The organism is Aestuarium zhoushanense, from assembly GCF_056431045.1.
Window position 1 is genome coordinate 243,046 of record NZ_JBWKMA010000022.1, and the last position, 15,838, is coordinate 258,883.

18 protein-coding genes are annotated in these 15,838 nt (G+C 58.0%); 12 read left to right on the plus strand and 6 right to left on the minus strand.

The genetic code is table 11. The features are described from left to right. Nucleotides 1-154 precede the first annotated feature (154 nt). Entirely contained in the window at nucleotides 155-625 is a 471-nt protein-coding gene (locus AC07ED_RS08655; RefSeq protein ID WP_105235433.1) for an SRPBCC family protein, read from the plus strand. On the opposite strand, the gene AC07ED_RS08660 is transcribed toward AC07ED_RS08655, so the two are convergent. After that, nucleotides 622-780, minus strand: a complete 159-nt coding sequence (locus AC07ED_RS08660; RefSeq protein WP_082959408.1) for a DUF2256 domain-containing protein — start codon at nucleotides 778-780, stop codon at nucleotides 622-624. The two genes, AC07ED_RS08655 and AC07ED_RS08660, sit on opposite strands and share 4 nt — an antisense overlap. A 133-nt stretch (nucleotides 781-913) precedes the next feature. Here AC07ED_RS08660 and pepN point away from each other — a divergent pair, with 133 nt between their 5' ends. Further along, nucleotides 914-3,466 (plus strand): aminopeptidase N, encoded by a 2,553-nt coding sequence (gene pepN, locus AC07ED_RS08665; RefSeq protein WP_105235434.1) that lies wholly within the window; start codon nucleotides 914-916, stop codon nucleotides 3,464-3,466. Here pepN and AC07ED_RS08670 read toward each other — a convergent pair. Both AC07ED_RS08670 and AC07ED_RS08675 read right to left on the minus strand, forming a co-directional pair. Beyond that, a complete protein-coding gene (locus AC07ED_RS08670) occupies nucleotides 3,463-4,218 on the minus strand; it encodes a transglycosylase SLT domain-containing protein (protein ID WP_105235435.1) in 756 nt (251 codons plus the stop codon). The two genes, pepN and AC07ED_RS08670, sit on opposite strands and share 4 nt — an antisense overlap. Next, entirely contained in the window at nucleotides 4,215-4,805 is a 591-nt protein-coding gene (locus tag AC07ED_RS08675; RefSeq protein WP_105235436.1) for a lytic transglycosylase domain-containing protein, read from the minus strand. Before AC07ED_RS08675 ends, AC07ED_RS08670 begins: the two co-directional genes overlap by 4 nt. A 169-nt stretch (nucleotides 4,806-4,974) precedes the next feature. Here AC07ED_RS08675 and gatB point away from each other — a divergent pair, with 169 nt between their 5' ends. Together gatB and AC07ED_RS08685 are read left to right on the plus strand one after the other, a co-directional pair. Then, nucleotides 4,975-6,486, plus strand: coding sequence for an Asp-tRNA(Asn)/Glu-tRNA(Gln) amidotransferase subunit GatB (gatB, locus tag AC07ED_RS08680; RefSeq protein ID WP_105235437.1), 1,512 nt, complete (start codon nucleotides 4,975-4,977; stop codon nucleotides 6,484-6,486). A gap of 60 nt (nucleotides 6,487-6,546) precedes the next feature. After that, complete coding sequence (locus AC07ED_RS08685) at nucleotides 6,547-6,966, plus strand: PACE efflux transporter (protein WP_105235438.1); 420 nt, start codon at nucleotides 6,547-6,549, stop codon at nucleotides 6,964-6,966. Here the strand turns inward: AC07ED_RS08685 and idi are convergent, their stop codons facing one another. Further along, nucleotides 6,967-7,476 carry an isopentenyl-diphosphate Delta-isomerase gene (idi, locus tag AC07ED_RS08690; RefSeq protein ID WP_105236369.1) on the minus strand — a complete coding sequence of 170 codons (510 nt, stop codon included), beginning with the start codon at nucleotides 7,474-7,476 and terminating at the stop codon, nucleotides 6,967-6,969. 167 nt (nucleotides 7,477-7,643) lie between these two features. Here idi and AC07ED_RS08695 point away from each other — a divergent pair, with 167 nt between their 5' ends. Together AC07ED_RS08695 and AC07ED_RS08700 are read left to right on the plus strand one after the other, a co-directional pair. Beyond that, nucleotides 7,644-8,066 carry a c-type cytochrome gene (locus tag AC07ED_RS08695; RefSeq protein ID WP_105235439.1) on the plus strand — a complete coding sequence of 141 codons (423 nt, stop codon included), beginning with the start codon at nucleotides 7,644-7,646 and terminating at the stop codon, nucleotides 8,064-8,066. A gap of 132 nt (nucleotides 8,067-8,198) precedes the next feature. Beyond that, a complete protein-coding gene (locus AC07ED_RS08700) occupies nucleotides 8,199-8,540 on the plus strand; it encodes a DUF4177 domain-containing protein (protein WP_105235440.1) in 342 nt (113 codons plus the stop codon). Here AC07ED_RS08700 and AC07ED_RS08705 read toward each other — a convergent pair whose 3' ends face one another. After that, a complete protein-coding gene (locus tag AC07ED_RS08705; RefSeq protein WP_105235441.1) occupies nucleotides 8,541-8,795 on the minus strand; it encodes a BolA family protein in 255 nt (84 codons plus the stop codon). A 77-nt stretch (nucleotides 8,796-8,872) separates the two neighbouring features. On the opposite strand from AC07ED_RS08705, the gene AC07ED_RS08710 reads away from it, so the two are divergent. Then, nucleotides 8,873-9,505, plus strand: coding sequence for a J domain-containing protein (locus tag AC07ED_RS08710; protein ID WP_105235442.1), 633 nt, complete (start codon nucleotides 8,873-8,875; stop codon nucleotides 9,503-9,505). On the opposite strand, the gene AC07ED_RS08715 is transcribed toward AC07ED_RS08710, so the two are convergent. Further along, nucleotides 9,506-10,018, minus strand: coding sequence for a hypothetical protein (locus AC07ED_RS08715; RefSeq protein WP_211096396.1), 513 nt, complete (start codon nucleotides 10,016-10,018; stop codon nucleotides 9,506-9,508). Nucleotides 10,019-10,190: 172 nt separating this feature from the next. Between AC07ED_RS08715 and cobS the strand changes: the two genes are divergently transcribed. The 5 genes from cobS (at nucleotide 10,191) to AC07ED_RS08740 (ending at nucleotide 15,837) form a co-directional block, all read left to right on the plus strand. Further along, complete coding sequence (cobS, locus tag AC07ED_RS08720) at nucleotides 10,191-11,162, plus strand: cobaltochelatase subunit CobS (RefSeq protein ID WP_105235444.1); 972 nt, start codon at nucleotides 10,191-10,193, stop codon at nucleotides 11,160-11,162. Nucleotides 11,163-11,302: 140 nt separating this feature from the next. Further along, nucleotides 11,303-11,695 carry a hypothetical protein gene (locus tag AC07ED_RS08725; RefSeq protein WP_105235445.1) on the plus strand — a complete coding sequence of 131 codons (393 nt, stop codon included), beginning with the start codon at nucleotides 11,303-11,305 and terminating at the stop codon, nucleotides 11,693-11,695. Nucleotides 11,696-11,764: 69 nt separating this feature from the next. Further along, nucleotides 11,765-13,636, plus strand: a complete 1,872-nt coding sequence (cobT, locus tag AC07ED_RS08730) for a cobaltochelatase subunit CobT (RefSeq protein WP_105235446.1) — start codon at nucleotides 11,765-11,767, stop codon at nucleotides 13,634-13,636. Between the two features lie 30 nt (nucleotides 13,637-13,666). Then, nucleotides 13,667-15,430 carry an aminopeptidase P family protein gene (locus AC07ED_RS08735; RefSeq protein WP_105235447.1) on the plus strand — a complete coding sequence of 588 codons (1,764 nt, stop codon included), beginning with the start codon at nucleotides 13,667-13,669 and terminating at the stop codon, nucleotides 15,428-15,430. A 65-nt stretch (nucleotides 15,431-15,495) separates the two neighbouring features. Beyond that, on the plus strand, nucleotides 15,496-15,837 hold the full coding sequence (locus tag AC07ED_RS08740; protein ID WP_105235448.1) for a DUF427 domain-containing protein: 342 nt from the start codon (nucleotides 15,496-15,498) through the stop codon (nucleotides 15,835-15,837). Nucleotide 15,838 lies beyond the last annotated feature (1 nt).

The following is a 15,838-nucleotide window of genomic DNA, read 5'->3' on the forward strand; positions in this document are numbered from 1 at the left end:
CCGCTGATGAAAGTCATGAAAAGGCTCAGCGTAGGAGACTGTCGTCTGCAAATTTGCAGGGCTGAAACAACGCGCAGTTTGCTCATTTTATAGTTGATTGGAATTCTCGGCGGGCGAATAGTCGGCGCGACACCTCGCCAAAGGACCTTCTGACATGACCGAACTCACCGAAACTGATTTGTCCTTTAGCCGCGTTCTGCCCGCCCCGCGATCAGCGGTCTGGGCCTGCTGGACGACGCCGGAACATCTGGTGCATTGGTTCGTGCCCGCGCCCCACCGCGTTGCCAAATGCGACATTGATCTTCGGGTTGGCGGTCACTGCAATATGACCTTTGACGTCGAAGGCAACATGATGGACAACAATGGCGTCTATCTGGAACTGATTGAGGGTGAAAAGCTCGTCTTTACAGACACCTACACCGCAGGTTGGAAGCCAAACCCAGAGCCGTTCATGACCGCAATCATCACGCTTGAGGACACAGAGGACGGTCAGACGCTCTATACCGCGACAGCGCGCCATCGCAGTGTTGAAGCAGCCCAGCAGCACAAAGAGATGGGGTTCTTTGACGGCTGGGGCATCGTCGCTGACCAGCTGGGGGCCTATGCCGCGAAACTAGCGGTCTAAGAGGCCGAAGCCTTGCGCTTGTCCGACCGGCAACGGTCGGAACAATAGCGCACCTCATCCCAAACTTTTTCCCACTTTTTCCGCCAAACAAAGGGCCGCCCGCAGGTGGCGCAAACCTTTGACGGGAAATCAGATTTTTTACGTATTTTTGACATTGTATCGTTTTGCCCAAGGCCTAATCTGCACCGCGAAACGGCGACCGTTGAAGCCTCGCGGGTTCCGCAATAGGTAAGTAGAACGTTGCCCGCAAAACGCCAGTGTTTTGCAGCCCACACGCAGGAGACGCAGATGACGAACGCCGCCCCTCAGACCATTTACCTCAAGGATTACACGCCGTTCGGGTATCTGGTCGACACCGTGCATCTGACGTTTCGTCTGGCTGATACGACGACGCGAGTTCTATCGCGGATCGAATTTTCGCCGAACCCTGACAGCCCTAATCGTCGTTTCTTCCTGCATGGCGAGAACTTGAAATTGATCTCTGCTACCATCGACGGCGCCCCTGTCGTTGTGCGCGATGTTGACGGCGGGATTGAAGTCGACGCGCCCGATGCGGCCTTTGTTTGGGAAGCCGAGGTTGAGATCAGCCCGATCACCAATACCGCTCTCGAAGGGCTCTATATGTCGAACGGCATGTATTGCACTCAATGCGAGGCCGAAGGGTTCCGCAAAATCACCTACTACCCCGACCGTCCCGACGTAATGGCCCCGTTCACCGTTCGGATCGAAAGCGATCTGCCCGTGCTGCTATCGAACGGCAACCCTATGGGCGCGGGCGATGGATGGGCGGAATGGTCGGACCCTTGGCCAAAGCCGGCCTACCTCTTTGCCTTGGTCGCGGGCGATTTGTTAAACCACCGCGGGGATTTCACCACCAAATCGGGTCGCCATGTCGACCTGAACATCTGGGTGCGCCCATCTGATATCGGCAAATGCGCCTTTGGCATGGGCGCGCTGCAACGGTCGATGAAATGGGACGAAGAGGTTTATGGCCGTGAATACGACCTCGACGTGTTCAACATCGTCGCCGTGGATGATTTCAATATGGGCGCGATGGAGAACAAAGGGTTGAACATCTTCAACTCGTCCTGCGTCCTCGCCTCGCCCGAGACCTCAACCGACGCGAATTTTGAACGGATTGAGGCGATCATCGCCCACGAATATTTCCACAACTGGACGGGCAACCGCATCACCTGCCGCGATTGGTTCCAGCTTTGCCTCAAGGAAGGACTGACCGTTTTCCGCGACCAGCAGTTCACGGGCGATATGCGGTCCCATGCGGTCAAACGGATCGACGATGTGATCACTCTGCGCGCCCGCCAGTTCCGCGAGGACGCAGGCCCCCTCGCCCATCCCGTCCGTCCAGAAAGCTTTGTTGAGATCAACAACTTCTACACCGTCACCGTCTATGAAAAAGGCGCCGAGGTGATCGGGATGCTGAAACGGTTGGTCGGTGACGAGGCGTATAAATCCGCGCTCGACCTCTATTTTGATCGTCACGACGGTCAGGCCGCCACGATTGAGGATTGGATTAAAGTGTTCGAGGACACGACGGGACGCGACCTGAGCCAGTTCAAACTGTGGTATTCGCAGGCTGGCACACCGCATGTCTATGTCAGCGATGATTTCACCGATGGCACCTATAGCCTTCGCCTCCGTCAAGATATCGCCGCCACCCCCGGTCAGTCTATCAAACAGCCGATGGTACTACCGATTGCCGTTGGTCTTCTGAGCCAAAACGGCGATGAAGTTGTCACGACCACCGTTCTGGAAATGACTCAAAGCGAACAGGTGTTCACTTTTGAAGGGCTCGCCGCTCGGCCTGTTCCGTCGATCCTGCGCGGATTCTCTGCGCCCGTAATTCTGCATCATAATCAGAGCGTTGAGGACCGTCAGTTCCTACTCACCCACGACACGGACCCGTTCAACAAATGGGAAGCCGCGCGTAGCCTTGCCCGCGACCTATTGGTCCTGATGGTGATCGAAAATGCTGAGGTTGATGGCGCATTCCTGACCGCGCTGAACGCTGCGATCTCGGATGAGGCGCTGGACCCTGCGTTCCGCGCCCTCCTCCTCGCACTACCGAGCGTGGATGACATCGCGCAGGCGCTCTCTGCGGGGGGCTATACGCCTGATCCGTGGGAGATTTACGCCGAACGCGAACGCCTCAAACGGGCTATTGCGGACCATGCTGGGGCGACCTTGGCGAACCTTTACCTGCTCCATCAGGTTACGGGCGATTTCAGCCCCAAAGCCGAGGATGCGGGCAAACGTGCGCTCACCAATGCGGCCTTGTCCTACATCACCCTGACAGACGCGGGCGCAACCGCCCAGCGCCAGTTCGCGGCGGCCAACAACATGACCCAAGAGCTCGCAGCACTTTCGGCGCTCGTGTCAATTGGGGCGGGCGACGATGAACTGAACGACTTCCAGCGTCGCTGGCATGGGGATCGTCTGGTCATGGACAAATGGTTCAGCCTGCAGGCTGGGCTTGCCGAACCAGAGGACGCCGCCGCGACCGCGAAACGGCTGGCGGCGCATGATGCGTTTGACTGGCGCAACCCGAACCGGTTCCGCGCTCTGTTCTCATCGCTCGCAGGGAACACGGCTGGGTTCCATAACCCAGACGGAAGCGCCTATCGTCTGCTCGCAGATTGGCTGATCAAACTAGATGCGGCGAACCCGCAAACGGCGGCGCGGGTCTCAACGGCGTTCGATACGTGGAAACGATATGACGAGGACCGTCAGGCCATGATCCGCGCGGAACTAGAACGGATGCTCGCCACGGATGGCCTGAGCCGCGATATGACGGAAATGGTCACGCGGATGTTGGGGGCTTAACCCTCCATCATTGCGATCCGCGCCTCTAGGTCTGCGGGTCGCGCCACGGGTCGGTGAGAGCTGAGCGGAACGCAATAGCTCTGCCTGCGGGTCCAAGCCGACATTTCTGCGATTTTCGCTGGGTCTGTCATTGGTCCCCAATCGGCGGCCACACCGCGCCAGCGGCCATCGCGGATGGCAATCGCGTTATCGCGACGAACCGTCATCGCCATGATCCGTGCAGCACATCCCAGATTGGCAACGGGGTCTTTGAGCGCCTCACCATCCCGCGCAAGGCACCCGTAATGCCGCGCTGTAGGTGGCGAAATCTGCAGAAGGCCAAACCACTGTCCGCCCCCGCCAACGGCTTCGGGGCGGTATGTGCTTTCGTGTTTGGCTAACGCCGACATCATGCCGACCCAAAAGGCACGACGCAGGTGCGGCGGGTTTTCCGCATAGGCAGGACACCAATCGTCAATGTCACGCGGCGTTGTATTGGCGAGCCCCGACGCCGACCCCGCAAGCGCCCCCATCAGTGCCAAAGACCATCGCTGCGTGCCTGCCCGATGATCCCACCGCGCCCGAGGGATATAGAACGACCGTCGGGTTGGTCGCGGGGCGTCGGTGATCGGGCCGCTGATGTAAATCGGCGCGGGAGGTGGCACGTATAGTGTCGCAGGCCGCACGACGGGCGGCGGCGCATCGGCGAGCGATTGCGCAACAACGGGCAGTGCCCCAAGAAACGTCAGAACTATGGCAGCGGTTCGGATCATCCGGCGCAGTATGGCTGCGAACGGGTCCAGTTGACCATATCTGATCGCTTGCGTTCGCTATGGAACGGCCCCCAGTCGGCCGCCAACCCTTCGGACCCTGTGCCGACATATCCATCGCGCGGAACCGTATGGGCTGCAATCCGAACGGCGCAGGACAGGTTCGCGGCACCGTCTTTTAGCTCTTCGGCGGATTGCGCGTTGCATCCATAGCCCTTGGCTGTGCGTGGATCGATCTGGACCAAACCGATCCAAGCCCCTCCTCCGCCAGCGGCACGCGGGTTCCATGTGCTTTCATGTTTGGCGAGGACCGAGAACATGCCCGTCCAAAACGCGGCGCGATCTTCGGTATCGGCCTCAATGTAACCGGGGCACCATTCGTCAATATCTTTAGGCACCAGAGACAACAAAACCTCGCCATGCGCGTTGATCGCGTCGAGCGTTGCTTCCGTCCACTCAGGGCCTTCGGGATGGATATCCCAGCCCATCAACGGCAAAGCCTGCGGTTCGGGCTCTGGCGTGGACGGGAGAAAAGGAACCTGCAAACAGCCCGACAGGGCAACGGCGGCAATCATTAAAAAGGGACGCATGTTCAGGCAGCAATTGTTTCAATCGCCGCATAGTTGCGCGATCAATCGCCCTTAGGTCGAGTCATTTTGTAAATTGGGGTGCTTTTTAGGCCGAAGTCCGCCGCCCCGCCCCTTGCCGCGCCCGCCCCAAAACCCTAAGAGAGAACCGTTGCGGAAAAGGGACAAAACGATGCTCGACCTCACTTATGAAGCTCCGAAACCCAAAGTGATCGCAGGGGCGACCGGCGATTGGGAACTCGTGATCGGCCTTGAGGTGCACGCGCAGGTCGCGACCAAGGCAAAACTGTTCTCTGGGGCTTCGACTGAATTCGGCGCAGAGCCGAACTCTAACGTGGCATTCGTGGACGCGGGCATGCCTGGTATGCTGCCCGTCATCAACGAAGGTTGCGTGGCACAAGCCGTTCGTACAGGTCTGGGCCTGAAGGCAGAGATCAACCTTTGGTCGGCGTTTGACCGCAAAAACTATTTCTACCCTGACCTTCCGCAGGGCTACCAGATTTCCCAGCTTTACCATCCCATCGTGGGCGAAGGTGAAGTGTTGGTCGAAATGGGCAACGGCACCGCACGTAAGGTCCGCATCGAACGTATCCACCTCGAACAGGATGCGGGTAAATCGATCCACGACATGGACCCGAACATGTCCTTCGTCGACCTCAACCGCACAGGCGTTGCACTGATGGAAATCGTGTCCCGCCCCGACATTCGCGGCCCCGAAGAAGCTGCGGCCTATGTCGGCAAACTACGCCAAATTATGCGCTACCTCGGCACGTGTGACGGTAATATGCAAAACGGCAACCTGCGCGCAGACGTGAACGTTTCCGTCTGCCGTCCCGGTGCCTACGAGAAATTCATGGAAACGGGCGACTTCGGTCACCTCGGCACGCGCTGCGAATTGAAGAACATGAACTCCATGCGCTTCATTCAGATGGCAATCGACTTTGAGGCCCGTCGTCAAATCGCGATCCTCGAAGATGGTGGCGAAATCGTTCAGGAAACCCGTCTCTACGACGCGGACAAGAACGAAACCCGTTCGATGCGTTCCAAAGAAGAAGCGCACGATTACCGTTACTTCCCTGATCCCGACCTCCTCCCGCTGGAGATTGAACAGGCTTGGGTTGACGACATCGCAGCAACCCTGCCCGAACTGCCCGACGAAAAGAAAGCACGTTTTATCAACGACTTTGGTCTGTCGGACTATGACGCATCGGTGCTGACCGCCGAAGTGCCGAACGCGATCTATTTTGAAGAGGTTGCAGAAGGCCGCGACGGCAAACTCGCCGCGAACTGGGTGATCAACGAACTCTTTGGTCGTTTGAAGAAAGACGAAAAAGACATCACCGAAAGCCCGATTTCGGCGGCGCGTCTGGGTCAGATCATTGGCCTGATCAAGTCTGAGAAAATCAGCGGCAAGATCGCGAAAGACGTGTTCGAGATCGCCTATACCCAAGACCGCGATCCAGAAGAGATCGTTGCGACCGAAGGTATGGAACAGGTAACCGACACGGGTGCCATTGAGGCTGCCGTTGACGAGATCATCGCTGCAAACCCCGCTCAGGTCGAAAAGGCGCAAGCCAACCCGAAACTGGCTGGCTGGTTCGTGGGCCAAGTCATGAAGGCGACAGGCGGCAAGGCAAACCCTGCTGCAGTGAACGCTTTGGTCATGAAAAAACTGGGTCTTTGATACAACCCGATTTATGATGAGCGGCGGTCCCATGGGCCGCCGTTTTCATTTGGACGCCCCATGCGCACGACAGCCGACCGTATCCGCCACGCCCTTAGCTTCGAAGTGATCGCGCTCTGTGTTGCGACACCTGTCGGCGCGTGGGTTTTTCACCAGCCGATGCACAGCATGGGCGTCGTGACTGTGGTCAGTGCCACAATCGCGATGGTGTTTAACTACCTTTACAACTGGGGCTTTGATCACGCGATGCTGCGATTTCGCGGAACGGTGCATAAGACAGTGGTGATCCGTATCCTTCACGCCATCCTGCTCGAACTGGGTCTGCTCGCCCTGCTCACACCCTTTATCGCAATCTATCTGGGTGTCAGCTTTTGGACCGCGCTGATGATGGATATCTCGCTCGGCCTGTTTTACCTGAGCTACGCGTTTGTCTTTAACTGGCTTTACGACACGATCTTTCCGATCCCAGAGAGCCAGTAATCACCCAAATATCGCGTCACGGTGATCGGCGAGGTAGATCCGCAGCCACGGGGTAAAGGCCTCTGGCGTGGCGGCAAGGGCCGCGTCGAGCGCCTCGAGCGTCATCCATTTGGTTTCCCAAACCTCATCAGGGTTGATCGTCACCTCAGGGGTGCCGTGGCCGACGTAGACCTCAACCACCTCATGTTCGATCAAACCGTTGCCGACATCGGCGCGGTATTCCACCTGCTCCCGCCACGTGAGATCGACACCTGTGATCCCGAGCTCTTCGTCGATACGGCGGAGCGCACAATCGGCGGGGGCTTCGTTCCAGTGGGGGTGGGTGCAGCAGGTGTTCGCCCATAGACCCGGCGTATGATATTTCGCCGCCGCGCGACGTTGCAGCAGAATGCCCTCTGGCCCCGTGATAAAGACGCTGATCGCAGGATGACGCAGCCCGCGCTGATGCACCTCGAGTTTATCGAGAGGCTGCAATGCACCATCAATCCAAGCTGCAATACGCGTGTCCATGACGCGCCATGTGCCAAAAACCTGCACAAAATGCCAGCCCTGTCTCTCCCACCAAAGTAGGCGCGACCGATTGGCGCAAGGGGCTTTGCCTCAGGTTGAAAAGAGACTACCTTCGCGCCAGATCAAAGAAGCATAATGTTTGCTTCGAAACCTATGGGAGTTACTCCATGAAGACCCTTAAGCTCGCTACTGCCTTTGCTGTTCTCGCCGCTCCGGTTCTCGCCGAAGGCGACGCAGCCGCTGGTGAACAGGCTTTCAATCGTCAGTGCGTATCCTGCCACGTTGTTCAGAACGCAGCAGGCGAAGTTCTCGCTGGCCGTAACGCGAAAACTGGTCCGAACCTCTTTGGCCTCATCGGTCGCGCACCGGGTTCCGTAGATGGCTTTAGCTATGGTGACGATATCGTTGCAGCCCAAGAGTTCGTCGCTGCTTGGGACGAAGCACAGTTGGCTGCTTATATGCAGGACCCGACCGCTTGGCTGCGCAGCACCACCGGTTCGAACTCCGCTCGTTCGAAAATGTCCTTCAAAGTGCGCCAAGAGGCTGACGCTGAAAACATCGCGGCGTTCCTTGCGACCTTCGCTGAATAATCTTTCCCATCTGGGACGGATCAAAGGGCGCCTTCGGGGCGCCCTTTTTTGTGATGTGGACCCGTCTTTCCCGCCTTGGACCTGTTACGCAAAGCCGCTATAGTCCTGCGGTCGAATTAGGGGGCCTATGAAATGATCTACGAATACAAGGTGGTGCCAGCACCCAAACGCGCCGAAAAGGTCAAAGGGCTAAAGACAACCGAAGACCGCTATGCCCACGCGCTCCAAGAGTTGATGAACCAACAGGGTCGTGACGGCTGGGAATACCAGCGCGCAGAAACGCTGCCCGTTGAGGAACGCAGCGGGTTTCGGTCCAAAGGCATGGTCGAACAACACATGCTGGTGTTTCGCCGCGAAAAGAAAGCGGTCGATGCAACTGTCACGCCGAGCCAGACCGCCGTTCCAGCGCAACCCGTATTGACCACCGCGCCCAAAACGCCTGCCCCGACTGAACCTACTGTCGCTGCGCAGTAATCAGTCGATCTCGAGGGCGAGCGCGTGAATACGACCCATAATATCGGCGCCAATGGCGTCATGGACCGCACGATGGCGGGCCAAACGAGTCATCGCGCCGAATGCTGGGGCTTTGATCCGTACGCGCCAGTGGCTTTCGCCGCCCTCTTGATATCCGCTATGGCCACGATGGCCTTCGCTTTCGTCAATAACTTCAACCACTTCTGGGGAAAAAGCCGCTACCAGACGGGATTCGATCTCTTTTGCAAGGGACATATTTTTCTCCTTCCCCCTTCAATCTCACGTCCTACGGCTTAAACTCACCCGTCCGAGTCGGAAAGATAAGGCTGCACATGTCCAAGACTGATCCGTTTGGGTTCGACATTTCGGTGTCTGCCTCTAAAAAGAAAAACCCCCGTGGCCGTCGTGGCATGTCGGGTGCGATCGAAACATCAACGCGGGTCTGCGACCACGAAGGTTGCGAAGAATCCGGCAAATACCGCGCGCCCAAATCGCCCGATATCCTCGATGAATTCCTGTGGTTCTGTAAGGATCACGTTCGGGAATATAACCTGAAGTGGAACTTCTTCGAGACGGCGACTGAGGCCGAATTGAACGCCCAGATGACCAAAGATAAGGTTTGGGAGCGCGAAACGAAGCCGTTCAAGAAAACGGTGGAAGAACGCGCTTGGGCACGTCTCGGCATTGAAGACGCGCATCAGGTTCTGGGCGAAAACGCGACCCGCAACCCAGGTAAGACCAGCGGTGCGACCCGTCGCCTACCGCCGACCGAACGCCGCGCGACTGAGATCCTCGATGTGAAGGACACCATGACCAAGGCGGAAATCCGCAAGGTCTATAAATCGCTGATTAAGGTTCTTCACCCTGACATGAACGGCGGCGACCGTTCCCAAGAGGAGCAGCTGACCGAAGTCGTTTGGGCTTGGGATCAGATTAAAGCGAGCCGTAGCTTTAAAGACAAATAATCACGCAAGGCGGGCGAACAGGCGATCCTGTTCCGTCCGCCAATTGCGAATCAAGAGATGGGAGGCCAGCAAATTGGCAAACCACATCAGTGCCAGCATCGGCGAACTCACCAACATAATTGCCAAAGTGAACGGCCCGAACATCGTGCCGTAAAACGGCAGCGCGAGCGTTCCCGCAATCACAGCGCCCACCACGCTGACCCAAATCACGCCGAGCATCCCACGCGCAAACCCGTTCGGCCCAGATTGCCCCATGCGGTCCCCCGCGAGCCTCAGCGCAAGGCCACAGCCCAACGCACCACAGAGCACGATCCAACGATGATAGAGCGTCAATCCGCCTTCTAGGATGGAGCCGTGGGACATATGCGTCACCGTCATCAGCCCCAAGCCGGCGCCAAAGGCACAGGTCATCACATAGGCCGTGACAAGCTGCTGCTCGCCTTCGGTCAATGACCAAAAGCCTCGCACAGTGTGCCGCAGGTCCTGCAGGTGGTGATAAACAGCGCGCATCATGCGCATCTTATGGCAGAAAACGCCGATTGGGACGACTGTTATGGTCGAAACGGACTGTTTCGAAACGCGGCCCACCGGCACCTTCGGAGGAAATACGTCACGACCCCCTTTTCCTCGCCGTCTGGACGGTTATGTTGCGGTCGGTAAACGATAGACGCAAGGAAGGTTCGACATGCTCGACCAGAACGCAAAGCCCACCGAAGAAATCGACGTTCGCGAAGTTTTCGGTATCGATAGCAATATGAAGACTAAAGGCTTTGCCGAACGCACGTCTCGTGTGCCAGAGATCGACTCGACCTACAAATTCGACCCAGACACCACTTTGGCTGTTCTGGCTGGTTTTGGGTATAACCGCCGCGTGATGGTTCAAGGCTACCACGGCACGGGTAAATCGACCCACATCGAACAGATCGCGGCCCGCCTGAACTGGCCGACCGTTCGTGTGAACCTCGACAGCCACATTTCCCGTATCGACCTGATCGGTAAAGACGCGATCAAACTGAAAGACGGCAAACAGGTTACTGAATTTCACGAAGGCATTCTGCCGTGGGCACTTCGCAACCCGACTGCGATTGTATTCGACGAATACGATGCGGGCCGTGCGGACGTGATGTTCGTGATCCAGCGCGTTCTCGAACATGATGGTAAACTGACCCTCTTGGATCAGAACGAAATCATTACGCCGAACCCGTATTTCCGCCTCTTCGCGACTGCGAACACTGTGGGCCTTGGTGATACCACTGGCCTCTACCACGGCACCCAGCAGATCAACCAAGCCCAGATGGACCGTTGGTCGCTCGTCGCGACGCTGAACTACCTCAGCCACGATGCCGAAGCGGCGATCATTCTGTCGAAGGCACCGCACTACAACAACGAAAAGGGCCGCAAGATCATCAGCCAGATGGTGACCGTTGCTGACCTGACCCGCACGGCGTTCATGAACGGCGACCTGTCGACCGTTATGTCGCCGCGGACCGTGATTGCTTGGGCTGCGAACGCAGAGATCTTCCGTGATGTTGGTTATGCGTTCCGCCTGACCTTCCTCAACAAATGTGACGAGTTGGAACGCCAGACCGTGGCAGAGTTCTATCAGCGCTGCTTTGACGAGGAACTGCCGGAATCGGCTGCGTCCATCGCACTCTGATCTATCTGAAAAGATTGAACAAATTGACAGGGGCTTGCACGAAAGTGCGGGCCCCTGCACCTTTTCGCGTCCTAGGTGCATTGGGATAGTTTCCAAACTGCACAGTTGATTGACATAAATTTGTCATAAAAGATCAAATCATGAGCGGTTTGAAAACTTTCCTTGCGGTGTTTTTCATGCTGGTCGGGGCCCTGCCCGCGCCAGCGCTCAACAATGCGGCCAACGAAGACCTTCGGATATTCGCGATCTGCGCCGGCCGTTTTTCAGCACAAATGGAACATTCGTGGCTCTTTGGAAAAAGCGATGCGGGCGACTTTGAACAGGACCGCGAAATGATGCTCATGCTCATTGATGCGATAATGCCTGACACGGATCGTATTCGCGTGATGGACTGGCGGATTAACGCGAAACAAGCCCATGCGATGCTTTTGACACGCGCCGCATATACCATCGACGGGGCCGACGCGGTCTGGGCTGAAACCCGCGCCGAGGCAGCCATCGCAGAATGCCGCGATTTGCTGTTATTCAACTGATCCCGACCACTGGTCATTGCCCAATCGTCGGTCTAGGTTAGTCGCAACGATGACCCGAAGGCTGCCCGCATGAAACCCTCCGATAACCCCGCCGATCCGTTTAAAAAGGCATTGGCCGAAGCGACCAAGGTTATGGCCGATGACGCCGATCTGTCGGTGACCTATTCGGTGGACCCTCCGGGTCTGACCAAGGATTCTGTGCGCCTTCCTCAGGTCAGCCGTCGCATGACCCGCGACGAGGTTTTGCTCGCACGCGGAACGGCGGATGCGCTGGCGCTGCGTCACAAATTCCACGACTCCGCCGTTGCAGCCCGCTACGCTCCCCAAGGGCAGTTGGCGAAAGAGATCTACGATGCGATGGAATCCGCTCGGGTCGAGGCCGTCGGTGCCCGCTACATGCCCGGCACAGCGTCGAACATCGACGCAAAGATCGCGACCGAGGCAACCCGTAAGGGCTATGACCAGATCAGTTCTTCCACCGATGCGCCATTGTCCGTGGCCGCTGGCTACCTGATCCGCCACCTCGCCACGGGTCGTCCCCTGCCTAAGGGTGCGAACAACGTGATGGAACTGTGGCGCGGATTTATTGAGGATCAGGCAGGCGAGACGCTTGAATCGCTAGAGGATACGCTCAGCGATCAACGCGCCTTTGCGAAATTTGCACGTAAGATCATTGAGGATCTCGGCTACGGAGATCAGCTCGGCGACGATCCAGATGTTGAGGATGATCAGAACGACGAAACCGCAGAACAGGACGAGGTTGAGGATAACCCTGAATCCGATGGCCAAGACGATGGTCAAGAGGACGAAACCGAAGCCAGCCCCGAACAGTCCCAAGACCAGCAGCAGGACCAGCAACAGGCGCAAGTCAGCGCCGACGACATGGCTGATTCCGAATTCGACGAAGAGACCGAGATGCCAGAGGGCGAGGCCCCGCTCGATCCTCCGCCGCCTGCGCCAATCTCGGACGCTGATCCGAACTACACCGTCTACAAAACCGAATTCGACGAAGAAATCGGTGCCGAGGAATTGGCTGAACCCGCTGAGCTTGAACGCCTCCGCGCTTACCTCGACCAGCAGCTAGAGCCGCTCAAGGGCGCTGTGTCTCGCCTTGCGAACAAACTGCAACGCCGCCTTCAGGCACAGCAGAACCGGTCATGGGAGTTCGACAAAGAGGAAGGCATCCTCGACGCAGGCCGCCTTGCTCGTGTGGTCGCAAACCCGACCACGCCGCTGTCGTTCAAATGGGAAAAAGACACCGATTTCCGCGATACTGTCGTGACGCTCTTGCTCGACAACTCTGGCTCGATGCGCGGGCGCCCGATCTCTATCGCGGCGATCTGTGCGGACGTTTTGGCCCGCACGCTGGAACGCTGCGCGGTCAAGGTCGAGGTTCTGGGCTTTACCACCAAAGCGTGGAAAGGCGGGCAGAGCCGCGAAAAATGGCTAGCCGAGGGTCGCCCATTGCAGCCTGGTCGTCTGAACGATCTGCGCCACATCGTCTATAAATCCGCGGACGCCCCGATGCGTCGAACCCGTGCGAACCTTGGTCTGATGATGAAAGAGGGTCTCTTGAAAGAGAACATCGACGGGGAGGCGCTGGAATGGGCGCACCGCCGTATGATGGCTCGTCGCGAACAGCGCAAAATCCTCATGGTGATTTCCGATGGTGCGCCCGTTGATGACAGCACATTGTCGGTGAACCCTGCCAACTACCTCGAAAAACACCTGCGTGACGTGATCGCCATGATCGAAAAGCGCAAGGCGGTCGAACTGATGGCAATCGGCATTGGCCACGACGTGACGCGGTATTACGACCGCGCTGTGACCATCACCGATGCGGATCAGTTGGCGGGTGCGATGACCGAACAGTTGGCGAGCCTGTTTGACTCTGACCCTCGGGCACGCGCACGGTTCGCAGGCATCCGCAAGGCGGGCTAACCACCTGTATTAAAATGAAAAGGGGCGGCAATGTTCCAGACCTTTGAGACTGCGTTTTCAGGGAAAGCGGGGCCCGAGAGGCTATCGAAACTGCGTGTCCAAATGGCGGCCGCAGGGGTGGACGGGTTCCTCGTCCCCCGCGCCGATGCGCATCAGGGTGAATACGTTGCGGCTTGTGACGAACGTCTAGCGTGGCTGACTGGCTTTACGGGGTCGGCGGGTTTTTGTGCTGTCCTAGCGGATCGAGCCGGCCTCTTTGTCGATGGCCGTTACCGCCTGCAGGTGCGCGAACAGGCTGCGGATGTGTTCACGCCCGTTGATTGGCCCGAGGTTAAACTCGGTGACTGGCTGGAAGACCACGCAGAGGATCGGACCATCGGCTTTGATCCGTGGCTACATACGATCAGCGAGGTTAAAGGGCTGCGCGAACAGGCGAACATGGTCGCCTGCGCCAATCTGGTCGATCAGATTTGGACCGACCGCCCTGCCCCGCCTGCCGCACCGTTCTTTGTGCAGCCCGATGACCTCGCAGGGGAAAGCCACGGCGACAAACGGGCCCGCCTTGCCAAAGGCCTTCGGGAGAATGGACAAGCTGCGGCAGTCCTGACCCTGCCCGACTCTATCGCGTGGCTCTTGAATATTCGTGGCGCCGATATCCCGCGCAATCCCGTGCCGCAGTGCTTTGCCATTCTCTATGCGGACGGTCGCGTAGACCTCTTTGCCCGCGCGGGCAAAACTGATGCGATCTTGGACCACCTAGGGGCCGAGGTGACGGTTCACGGCGAGGACGCCTTTGTCCCTACCCTACGGTCGCTCAATGGCATGGTGCTAATTGACCCAACGACGTGCCCGCAGATCATCGGCGAAACCCTCGCCAACCCTGTTGAGGGGCGCGATCCCTGCGTTCTGCCCAAGGCCTGCAAAAACCCGACCGAGATCGCGGGGGCCCGAACAGCGCACCTCCGTGATGCGGTCGCTATGTGCCGCTTCCTGCATTGGCTGGACGAGGCGGGGCACGTCACCGAAATCGACGTTGTCACTCAGCTGGAACAGTTCAGGGCGGAGACTGGCGCACTGCGGGATATCTCTTTTGATACCATCGCAGGCAGCGGTCCGAACGGCGCCGTCATCCACTACCGCGTGACCCATGACACCAACCGCCAGCTTCAGGACGGCGATCTTCTCGTCCTCGATTCGGGTGGGCAGTATCAGGACGGCACGACCGACATCACCCGTACCATCGCGATTGGAACTGTCGGCGCAGAGGAACGCGCCTGCTATACCCGCGTCCTCCAAGGCATGATCGCGATCAGCCGCGCGCGGTTCCCGGATGGGGTCACGGGTGCGCATCTCGATTCCCTCGCGCGGTTCCCGCTGTGGACAGCGGGGCTCGATTTCGACCACGGGACGGGTCACGGCGTCGGATCATACCTCTGCGTTCACGAAGGGCCGCAACGTCTTAGCCGTGTTTCGGACATTCCTTTGCGACCCGGGATGGTATTGTCGAATGAACCCGGCTACTACCGTGCCAAGGCCTTTGGCATTCGGATTGAAAACCTGATCGTTGTTCAACCCGCACCGCCAATTGCCGGAGGAGACTCGCACCGCAATCATCTCTCGTTTGAGACGCTGACATGGGTGCCCCTTGATCGTCGGCTTATAGACCTCACCTTGCTGTCCCGCGACGAAGTGTCGTGGATCGACAGTTACCATGCGACCGTGCTGGACAAGGTGGGGGCAAATCTGGATGCTGCGGCCAAACACTGGCTCGAGCAGGCGTGTGCGCCGCTCTGACGCCAAATCGTAACATGCGGCCTGTATCAACAGGCAACTGAAAGACACACAAGGGAGGGGCCACAATGGCCGACCACATCACTATTCGTCCCGCTGGGGGCACTTGGGTCGTTCGCGCTGGCGGTGCTGTTCTGGGCGAAAGCTCTGACGCACTGGAGCTGATCGAAGGCGATATGGCGCCCGTGATCTATTTCCCGCGTTCGGACATCGCGATGGCGTTTTTGGATGAATCCGACACGACCTCGCATTGCCCGCACAAAGGCGACGCACGTTATTTCACCATCGTCGCCAAAAGCGGCCCAATCAAAGACGCAGTTTGGTCTTATGAAAACCCGTCTGACGCGGTGTCGCAGATCAAAGATTACCTTGCCTTCTACACCAGCAAAGTCGCGGTAGAGCAGGTTTAAC